The 2,393-nt window shown below is 71.8% G+C and carries 2 protein-coding genes; both read left to right on the top strand.

All coding sequences use genetic code 11. From position 1 onward, the window contains the following. A partial coding sequence (locus ACJ73U_RS45450; RefSeq protein ID WP_407784018.1) for a xanthine dehydrogenase family protein molybdopterin-binding subunit occupies nucleotides 1–1,397 on the top strand: 1,397 nt, incomplete at its 5' end. Next, a complete protein-coding gene (locus tag ACJ73U_RS45445) occupies nucleotides 1,394–2,248 on the top strand; it encodes an FAD binding domain-containing protein (RefSeq protein WP_407784017.1) in 855 nt (284 codons plus the stop codon). The genes ACJ73U_RS45450 and ACJ73U_RS45445, both read left to right, overlap by 4 nt. Nucleotides 2,249–2,393: the final 145 nt, after the last annotated feature.

Genomic DNA, 2,393 nt, shown 5'->3' with positions numbered 1-2,393 from the left:
CCGCCTACCAGTTTTCGGTGCAGACCGTCCTCACCAACAAGCCGTGGGTGGACGCATACCGAGGTGCGGGCCGACCTGAGGCCACGTACGCCATCGAGCGCATCATGGACGAGCTGGCCGCCGAGCTGGGCGTGGACCCGATGGAGGTGCGGGAGAAGAACTGGATCTCCCACGAGGAGTTCCCGTTCACCACGGTCTGCGGCCTGACCTACGACTCCGGCAACTACGAGGCCGCGACCGCCAAGGCCAAGGAGCTGTTCGGCTACGACGCCCTGCGCACCGAGCAGCGGGAACGCCGCGAGCGCGGGGACACCGTCCAGCTCGGCATCGGCATCTCGACGTTCACGGAGATGTGTGGCCTCGCCCCCTCCCGGGTGCTGGGCTCGCTGTCCTACGGCGCCGGCGGCTGGGAGCACGCGGCCATCCGCATGCTGCCCACCGGCAAGGTCGAGGTCGTCACGGGTTCCTCGGCGCACGGCCAGGGCCACGAGACGGCGTGGAGCCAGATCGTGGCCGACCAGCTGGGCGTGCCGTTCGAGGACATCGAGGTCATCCACGGCGACACGCAGTCCTCGCACAAGGGCATGGACACCTACGGCTCGCGGTCGCTGACCGTCGGCGCCATGGCCGTGGTCAAGGCGGCGGACAAGGTGAAGGAGAAGGCCGCCAAGATCGCCGCGCACATGCTGGAGGCCGGCGAGGGCGACGTGGAGTTCGACGCCGGCTCCTTCCGGGTCCGCGGCGCGGGTGCCGACGCCAAGTCGGTGTCCATCCAGGACGTCGCGCTGGCCGTGTTCGCCGCGCACGACCTGCCGGACGGGGTCGAGCCGAACCTGGACTCGGAGGCCACCTTCGACCCGGAGAACTTCTCGTTCCCGCACGGCACCCACCTGTGCGCGACGGAGGTCGACACGGAGACGGGCCAGGTCAGGATCCGGTCCTATGTGTGCGTCGACGACATCGGCAAGGTCGTCAACCCGCTGATCGTCGAGGGCCAGGTGCACGGCGGGCTCGCGCAGGGCATCGCGCAGGCGCTGTTCGAGGAGGCCGTGCACGACGAGTCCGGCACCCTGACCACCGGCACGCTCGCCGACTACCTGGTGCCCTCGGCGGCGGACCTGCCGTCGTTCGTCACCGACCGCACCGAGACACCGGCGACGTCGAACGTGCTGGGTGTCAAGGGCGTCGGCGAGGCCGGCACCATCGCGTCGACGCCGGCGGTGGTCAACGCGGTCGTGGACGCGGTGCGCCACTTCGGGGTCGACGACATCCAGATGCCGTGCACGCCGATGCGGGTGTGGCAGGCGATCCACACGGGCCAGACCGACGCGGGTGGCCTCGGCAACGAGGCGGGCGGCGGTCTCGGCTCGATCGACACCTCGGGAGGTGCCCAGTGATCCCCGCGGCATTCGACTACGTCGCGCCGACCACCCTGGACGACGCGGTACGCGCGCTGTCCGAGGCCGGCGAGGACGCGAAGGTCATCGCCGGCGGCCAGAGCCTGCTGCCGGTGCTGCGCATGCGCCTCGCGGCCCCGTCGGTGCTGATCGACCTGGGCCGGATCCCCGAGCTGCGCGGCGTCCGCGAGGACGGCGACGCCCTGGTGATCGGCGCGATGACCACGCACTACGAGGTGCAGCGCGACCAGCTGGTGCGCGATCACGCCGCGTTGCTGGCGGAGGCGACGGACACGGTGGCCGACCCGCAGGTCCGGCACCGCGGCACGTTCGGCGGCTCGCTGGCCCACGCCGACCCGGCGGCCGACCTGCCGGCGGTGGCCCTGGCGCTGGACGCGGAGCTGGTGGCCCGCGGCCCGAACGGCACGCGGACCATCGCGGCGGCGGAGTTCTTCACCGACTTCTTCACCACCGCGCTGGACCCGACGGAGATCCTCGTGGAGATCCGCCTGCCGAAGACCACGGGCTGGCGCGCGCACTACGAGAAGTTCAACCGCGTGGCACAGGCGTGGTCGATCGTCGCGGTGGCCGCGGCGGTGCGTGTCGACGGCGGCATGATCGCGCAGGCGCGGGTGGGCCTGACGAACATGGCGTCGGTCCCGGTCCGCGCCACGGCCGTGGAGCAGGCGCTGGTGGGCCAACCGGCGTCGGCGGAGTCGATCCGCGCGGCGGCCGCCCACGCGGCGGAGGGCACGTCCCCGCCGACGGACGGCAACGCGGACACGGCCTACCGCCAGCATCTGGCCCAGGTATTGACGTCCAGGGCAGTAGCCGCGGCGGCCGGCGTCTAGTAGGTCTTATGGGCGGCGCTCCTGCGCGGGGCGCCGCCCCTTCGTTCTCCGGGAGGAACCGTGAAGCTGGAGCACTCGTTCACCGTGCCGGCCGACCTGAACACCGTGTGGCAGGCTGTGCTGGACCCCGAGCTGGTGGCGCCAT

Origin of the sequence: Actinophytocola sp. (assembly GCF_045807065.1) — a bacterium.
Taxonomy (GTDB): Bacteria; Actinomycetota; Actinomycetes; order Mycobacteriales; family Pseudonocardiaceae; genus Actinophytocola.
The sequence above is the reverse complement of the archived record's forward strand: the minus strand, read 5'-3'. Positions and strand labels throughout refer to the sequence as shown.